General features: G+C 44.5%; 6 protein-coding genes. 5 read left to right on the top strand and 1 reads right to left on the bottom strand.

The window, feature by feature from the left end; translation table 11 throughout:
• Positions 1-91: 91 nt before the first annotated feature.
• Together CAG68_RS20005 and CAG68_RS20000 are read left to right on the top strand one after the other, a co-directional pair.
• A complete protein-coding gene (locus CAG68_RS20005; RefSeq protein WP_054866349.1) occupies positions 92-520 on the top strand; it encodes a PaaI family thioesterase in 429 nt (142 codons plus the stop codon).
• A 26-nt stretch (positions 521-546) separates the two neighbouring features.
• Entirely contained in the window at positions 547-936 is a 390-nt protein-coding gene (locus tag CAG68_RS20000) for a MazG nucleotide pyrophosphohydrolase domain-containing protein (protein ID WP_054574607.1), read from the top strand.
• A 43-nt stretch (positions 937-979) separates the two neighbouring features.
• Here CAG68_RS20000 and CAG68_RS19995 read toward each other — a convergent pair whose 3' ends face one another.
• Complete coding sequence (locus CAG68_RS19995; protein ID WP_005376485.1) at positions 980-1,855, bottom strand: universal stress protein; 876 nt, start codon at positions 1,853-1,855, stop codon at positions 980-982.
• A gap of 215 nt (positions 1,856-2,070) precedes the next feature.
• Here CAG68_RS19995 and CAG68_RS19990 point away from each other — a divergent pair, with 215 nt between their 5' ends.
• The 3 genes from CAG68_RS19990 to CAG68_RS19980 all read left to right on the top strand — a co-directional run bounded on the left by CAG68_RS19990 (position 2,071) and on the right by CAG68_RS19980 (position 5,804).
• A complete protein-coding gene (locus tag CAG68_RS19990; protein WP_047101467.1) occupies positions 2,071-3,414 on the top strand; it encodes a magnesium transporter in 1,344 nt (447 codons plus the stop codon).
• A 294-nt stretch (positions 3,415-3,708) separates the two neighbouring features.
• Entirely contained in the window at positions 3,709-4,251 is a 543-nt protein-coding gene (locus CAG68_RS19985; protein WP_054577844.1) for an AAA family ATPase, read from the top strand.
• A gap of 107 nt (positions 4,252-4,358) precedes the next feature.
• Positions 4,359-5,804, top strand: a complete 1,446-nt coding sequence (locus CAG68_RS19980) for an AGE family epimerase/isomerase (protein WP_161441566.1) — start codon at positions 4,359-4,361, stop codon at positions 5,802-5,804.
• Positions 5,805-5,937 lie beyond the last annotated feature (133 nt).

Genomic DNA, 5,937 nt, shown 5'->3' with positions numbered 1-5,937 from the left:
GGCCCTGCAACATGCAAACAAAGATTACTCGCCGTTTCTTTTTAATTGTTGGCATATGCTAATTACTCTTTTGAGAAACCGAGTAACTATCATGTCCACAAACAGCTACTGTCATTACACTCACGAATATCATCATCAATGTGCGGTTTGTTCTTCAATTAATGTGAATCCGAACTCTTTGGCCGTGAACTACCAATACCTAGCCGATGGTTCTGTTGTCGGAGAGTTTCACGTTTTACCGCGTCATCAAGGTTACACAGACCTGTTGCATGGTGGTATTGCCAGTTCGCTTCTCGATGGTGCAATGACGCATTGTTTGTTATCTAGAGACATTCAAGCCCTTACGGCGCAGTTGGATGTGCGCTACCATGCACCTATTCAGTTAGATGATCGAGTCACGATTACTGCACACTGTGAAGGTGAACGACGCGGTATATATCAACTGGTGGCTCAATTGCGGGTCGAAAGCGAAGTTAGAGTGACGGCTAAAGGGAAGTTTATTCGTCCTAAAAAGGCATAAATAAAAACGTGTTCTACGGAGAGGCAATGAAGAAATTTGATGAGCTGTATGCAATTGCGACGAGAAAATCTCAATATGACCAAACCAATACTTGGTTTAAAGGCGTAGAGACTTATCTGGAGGCCATTGGCAAAGAAGTTGATGAAGTCCGCGAAGAGATTCGTGAGGATCGCCTTTGTCATTTGGAAGACGAGTTAGGCGATGTGTTGTGGAACTACCTTAACGTATTAAAAGCGTTGGAAAGAGAAAAGGGGATAGATCCTGAGAAAGTACTCGAAAGAGCCTGCAACAAATACGATCAGCGTGTATCTGCGATTGAGTCGGGACGCAGTTGGGATGAAATAAAACAGCAGCAGAAACAAGCCTTGAACGCAGAGCATGAAGTCGCGCAGTTAGAAGATGTAAAGAGCCAATAACTGCGCTTGGTATTGAAAGGATAGATTAATAGGGAATACCTAGTCAGCCCTTGGAGCTGTTGACCAACAGTAGGTCACAAGGTGGTTGGTCAAGTAACGTGTCTACAGTGCTGCCAGACCAAAATTGGGATGACATGCTTCGTTTACATGCACCCATAATCAAAATCGCTGCTTGTGATTGCTTAACTGCTTTTGGTAACGCCGTTTCAGGGTTTCCTTCCGGTAATAGTAATGGAACTCGCGTTAACTTTTGCGCAGTAATAAAATCTGTAATGCCTGCTTTTTGATTGCTTAATATCTCTGCACGATAGCGAGAGAGGTATGGCGCGACGTATCGGCAGTAAACGAGCGTCATTTTCCCGCTTAAGGTTTGTTCTAATTTTGAGCCTCGCGAGACGATGGCTTTATCTACTATCGACTTTTCATCCCCTCGATGAAGTGGGTCGATTGCACAAAGCATGTTGGCGTGAGAAGGCCATGAACGCTCACTCAGTAGCAACAAGTCGCAATCTTGTTGTGCTAGTTCTGTGAGCATCGTTTGAATCTCGTGTTTGTTAAAGTGTCCCACGAGCAGTAAGTCAGTGTGGTCAACAAGTCGTTTCGCAACTTGCTCAACCCAATGGCTCCCTTTGAAATGCTCGTAAGAGAGCGTTGGTGTTTCAAGCTCTTCTTCTTCACAAAGTTCGACAATTAATGCGTTGAACTTTAAGGTCCAAGCTTCAAACTCAGCTTGTCTTTTTTCTATATGGTCAGAGTTGAAACTGAGAAAATGAGCGAATGCGTGATCTTCACTTCGGCGATGGTCTTCCACTAAAACTACAATAGGCTGAGCCAGCGCTGTCGAAAATTGAATCACTTTACGAAGCACCTTACGACTTGGTAAGGCGGCCTGCTGAGTCAGAAAAAATACAGGTGCCATTGATTACTCCATTATCAAACAAGGCGAATGAGCCTGACACACATTCAAGTCTATACCATGAACTGATGCAGAGGCGTTTTGTTTCTGCGAGCGAAATATAAATTCCGCAATTAAGTCAACTATCGCCTAGAATTTTAACATCAAGAATTCATGCCTTCGGATAGCACATATCGTCAATGCGGCGAATGTGGTAGTGAAAGCTTTAGGTAAAAGTAATGATAGATTCCAACCAATTGCAAATTAACCGCAAAGTGCCACATTTGCTTGCTGAGATCATTAAAGCGATAGAATCGACCGAAGACTTGAGCTTTTTGAAAGACTATCAAGAAGCACAGATTGCGAACATTTTGGAATCGGTCAACATTGCTTACCGTAAGCGTGTCATAGAAGCAGTGCCGCCTGAGAAGTATTGGACGGTATTAAATTTGCTCCGATACGACACCGCCAAGCACATTCATCAATCACTCAATAAAGAATTACAACATGAACGCTTGGCGTACATAACGGATTCAGAACTGATCATCTTTGCGGACTTTCTACCGACCGAATTTGTAGATGAATACCTTATTGATCAAAGTGAAGAGTCTGTCGCGCATATCCAACAAGCATTGTCGTATGAAGACAACAAAGTTGGACGTTATGCCGAGCCTCACTTTCTGGTCGCAAACCCTAAAAACAGCGTAGGAGGCATAAAAACCGAGCTGCTAAAACGCGGGCAAAGTCCTGTGCGGTTGATTATTGTGCGTGATGCAAGTGGTGTGATTGGTACGATAGAGCCGCATACCCTGTTGCTGCACGAAAATCATATCAAACTTACCGACTTGACCGTAGTTACGCCAATTCTAGAAGATATTCAAACGATTCAAAGCGTCAGCAAACAAGTCTCGATTGATGGTGGAGCACATTGGTTTCCTATCATGGCTGGTGGCAAAATTATGGGCGTCTTGTCGATGGCGACCATTGCGATTACGTTGCGCGAACTCAGCCTACAAGCTGTAGTGGCAGAAAACGTACGAAGCGAAGAAGATTTGTTCACACCATTAAGCGTGGCGACAAGGCTAAGAGCACTTTGGTTGGTGATTAACTTGCTGACCGCTTTCGTAGCCTCCGCCATTATTGGGCTTTTTGATAATGTGGTCGAGCAAGTCGTTGCGCTTGCTATCTTAATGCCCGTTGTGGCGAGTATGGGCGGCATCGCAGGTAGCCAAACCTTAGCGGTGGCCATTCGGGGTATCGCATTGAACCACTTGCACCAAAGTAACTTGAAGCTATTGGTGAATAAGGAATTAAAAATCGCCACCATTAATGGGTTAATTATGGGATTGGTGATCGCGGGTGTCGTTTACATGGTGTTTGACTCTTTGCCATTGGCGCTTATTATTTGCTGTGCCATTTTCCTCAATAGTTTGGCGGCCGCGGCATCGGGTACGTTGATACCATTCACGTTGAAAAAGTTTAACATTGACCCCGCCGTGGCTGGCTCGGTAGTATTGACGACCGTTACCGATGTCGTCGGTTTCTTTGCGTTCTTAGGCTTAGGTGCCATTTTCTTGATATAGATATCCAATTGACGTGTTAACCAGCAGAACCAATCGCACCATTTCCTAACCCAATATTTTGGGTACGTTTGGTTCGCTCAAAATTCCTCCGTTTTTCATAAACGCTGAACACGCCGTTTAAGCTTTCATTTCATCAATATTTTTCACTGCTCATTTCTACCCCAAAACTTTCCACTAACGATCTCGCTTAACGCTGGCGTGCCAAATGCCATGCCAATTTCAAACGCCAAATGATGCCAATTTTCTTGGCTGTACACGCATTACTTCACTCAAACAAAAAATAAGGAAAAGATTTTGAACAAACTCATCGTATTCACTGGTGGTCCCGGTGCAGGAAAAACCTCGGTTATCGAACAACTAAAAACACAAGGCTTTATCTGCGCGCCAGAAACCGGCCGTCAAATAATACAAACGCAGGTTGCCAATCACGGTTCAGCATTACCTTGGAATGACAAACAAGCTTTTCGAGACGAAATGATGAAGGCAGAAGTGAGTAATTACCGAGCTTTCAATGCCCACCAAGGGGACGTGTTTTTTGATCGCAGTATTGTGGACGTATATGGCTACAGTAAGTTGGAACAACTTCCAATCTCGCATGAGCTCATCACGCATTGCCAGATGCTTCGTTATCATTCTCAAGTATTCATTTTTCCACCGTGGACGTCGATATTCAGCAACGACGAAGAGCGAAAGCAAGATTTTTCTGAAACGGTGGCTACGTATCAACAGATGGTCAACGCTTATCACAAATTTGGTTATCAATTGATCGAAGTGCCCAAAATGTCAGTCGAAGACAGAGTAGCGTTTATTCTCGGCTCAGTCATCGAACAAGGCTGAAAGATGATTGATGCAAACAAATGCGTAAGGCTATTGTGAGCACGACAACAATATGCGTGAAGGGAGTTATTTATACTGGATAAAATTCAATAACTTAATTGAGTGTTATGTCTTTTAAATATCTTACCTTATTGCTCGCAACGACGAGCATGAGCAGCTTTGCTGATGTAGGCCTGCCTTCGGGGGATGATTGGTTAAACCATGTGACGAATGGCCTAGCCCCATATTGGATGATGGAAAGCGCGCATGGACAACCTGCGGGGAATTTTCCGACTTTTCGTTGTGATAACGGTGTCATTCTCGACCCACAAAAGCCGTGTGGAGAATTAAACGAAGGGTGGATTAGCCCGCACTTCGATCGCGAATACACCCGCATGAAATCGCGCCAAATTTACGCTTATGGCGTGCTTTTTCATCTTACGGGTGACAAGCAAGCATTAGAGCTGGCAAAGAAAGGGGCTTATTACCTGATTGATCATCTACAAGATGAGAAAAACGGCGGCTTTGTGAGCTTTACGCGTAGTGGGAAACCGGGGATGGAGTGGCAACAACGAACTTCTCAAGACCAAGCATACGCCTTAGTGGGTTTGGCGATGTACTACTACTTGACTCAAGATCCAAAGGTCGAACAAGCGCTTATCGACCAGCAAGCGTTTATATTTAAACAATACCGACGAAGCGATGATCGCGGTCTGGCGTGGGTTTTGAAAGACGGTGATGGGGAAAGTGCGAAGCAGCAAGAGCTAGTCGCTCAACTTGACCAGATCAATGGCTATCTGTTGTTAACGGCGCCACTTTTACCACCGCCAGCGCAAGCCAAGTGGAAGCAAGATCTGCAATGGCTGACGCAAGTGATGATAGATAACTACCATTCCGTCAAAGAGCAGCGCTTTTATGGCGCGATACACCACAAAGCGGTAATGATGCCAGATGCGAAACACAATGATTTTGGACACACCATCAAGGCGTATTGGATGACGTATCTGACAGGTCAGTTGTTGGAAAATTCAAAGTGGACAGAGTTTGGTTTCAAAGGAATGAAACACACGCTTAAGCAAGCGCAATACCAGCAAAACTTTGAGCAAGTCAAAGCGCTTTTCTCACCAGAATGGCAGAGTAAATGGACGCAAGAGAGCATTCCTGCTTGGCAATCAAGACCATACAAGCACTATAGCTCGTCTTGGGAATGGGCAGAGCTCGATCAAGCGGCAATGACAGTTTCTCTTGTCGATGGTTCGATGAAAGAAACGCTTCAATACACGTTACCCACTTTTATGGACGTATGGGTGGATCATCAATATGGAGGCGTCGGTCTAAGCCCTAAATCAACCAAAGCGTTCCATTGGGGAAATGGTTACCACCAGTTTGAACATGCGTTGGTCGGGTATTTGTACGCGCAACAAATGGCAAAACAGCCTGCCAAGCTTTACTACGCGCGACCAGCAGAGAATAAAATGCCACTTAATCCATATTACTTTAGCGCAGACGTAAAATCGTTGTCGTCACAAAGTGATGGAGTCACCACCGCGACATTCACCAATATTCGACCTTAGGTTGGTCGATGGTGATGTGTTAATTAAAGTCCGCGTAAAAGCCAAAGCAAAATTGTAGCAGTAATATCAATAAAGGCTAACCAACTGGTTAGCCTTTATTTTTAATAACCTTACATGTAATGGTGACAACACA

This window comes from Vibrio sp. V42_P2S4T144, from assembly GCF_009904715.1.
Lineage (GTDB): Bacteria > Pseudomonadota > Gammaproteobacteria > Enterobacterales > Vibrionaceae > Vibrio > Vibrio alginolyticus.
This window is presented reverse-complemented; position numbering and strand designations above follow the sequence as displayed.

Excerpts from the sequence above, each read along its gene's own strand:
- CAG68_RS20005 (WP_054866349.1), top strand. The coding sequence starts at position 92 with ATGTCCACAAACAGCTACTGTCATTACACTCACGAATATCATCATCAA.
- CAG68_RS20000 (WP_054574607.1), top strand. The coding sequence starts at position 547 with ATGAAGAAATTTGATGAGCTGTATGCAATTGCGACGAGAAAATCTCAA.
- CAG68_RS19995 (WP_005376485.1), bottom strand. The coding sequence starts at position 1,855 with ATGGCACCTGTATTTTTTCTGACTCAGCAGGCCGCCTTACCAAGTCGT.
- CAG68_RS19990 (WP_047101467.1), top strand. The coding sequence starts at position 2,071 with ATGATAGATTCCAACCAATTGCAAATTAACCGCAAAGTGCCACATTTG.
- CAG68_RS19980 (WP_161441566.1), top strand. The coding sequence starts at position 4,359 with ATGTCTTTTAAATATCTTACCTTATTGCTCGCAACGACGAGCATGAGC.